The organism is Myxococcus llanfairpwllgwyngyllgogerychwyrndrobwllllantysiliogogogochensis (assembly GCF_006636215.1).
GTDB classification, from domain to species: domain Bacteria; phylum Myxococcota; class Myxococcia; order Myxococcales; family Myxococcaceae; genus Myxococcus; species Myxococcus llanfairpwllgwyngyllgogerychwyrndrobwllllantysiliogogogochensis.
Genome location: NZ_VIFM01000963.1, coordinates 1 through 395, shown reverse-complemented (window position 1 = coordinate 395; position 395 = coordinate 1). Strand labels below are relative to the sequence as shown.

The following is a 395-nucleotide window of genomic DNA, read 5'->3' as shown; positions in this document are numbered from 1 at the left end:
TCTTCGACGAGGCCCGCCGCCTCAGCCCGACGTCGGACCGCATCCGCCTGACCATTGATTCGCGCGATCTCGTCTTTCTTCTTCTGCTCCTTGGTCGCCTGAGCGTCGATGATCGCGTCCTGCTGCTGCACGAACTCTGCGCTTGCGCTCTGAGCGGCCTTAACCTCGGCGTCCTTGCCTTCCTTGATCAGGTCGGTGGCCAGCGCCTTGATCTTCTCCGACCGGTTCTTGATGGACTCTTGCAACGCCGCCAGTGCAATCGGATTTCGAGCCAGTGGCAGGCCTCGCTGGGTGCCATTGGCAAGATCGTTCAGCTTCGCCAGCTCCCGCTGGTTCTCTGCCACGAGCTGCTGCATCTGGGCTGCCGCAGGCCCGAGGCCCACGTTCGCCTGCAT

The 395-nt window shown here is 63.0% G+C and carries 1 protein-coding gene; it reads right to left on the bottom strand.

Annotated elements, in window-relative coordinates:
* Positions 1-356 (bottom strand): hypothetical protein (locus FJV41_RS51475; RefSeq protein ID WP_220138072.1); only part of this gene is annotated, 356 nt, incomplete at its 3' end.
* Positions 357-395 lie beyond the last annotated feature (39 nt).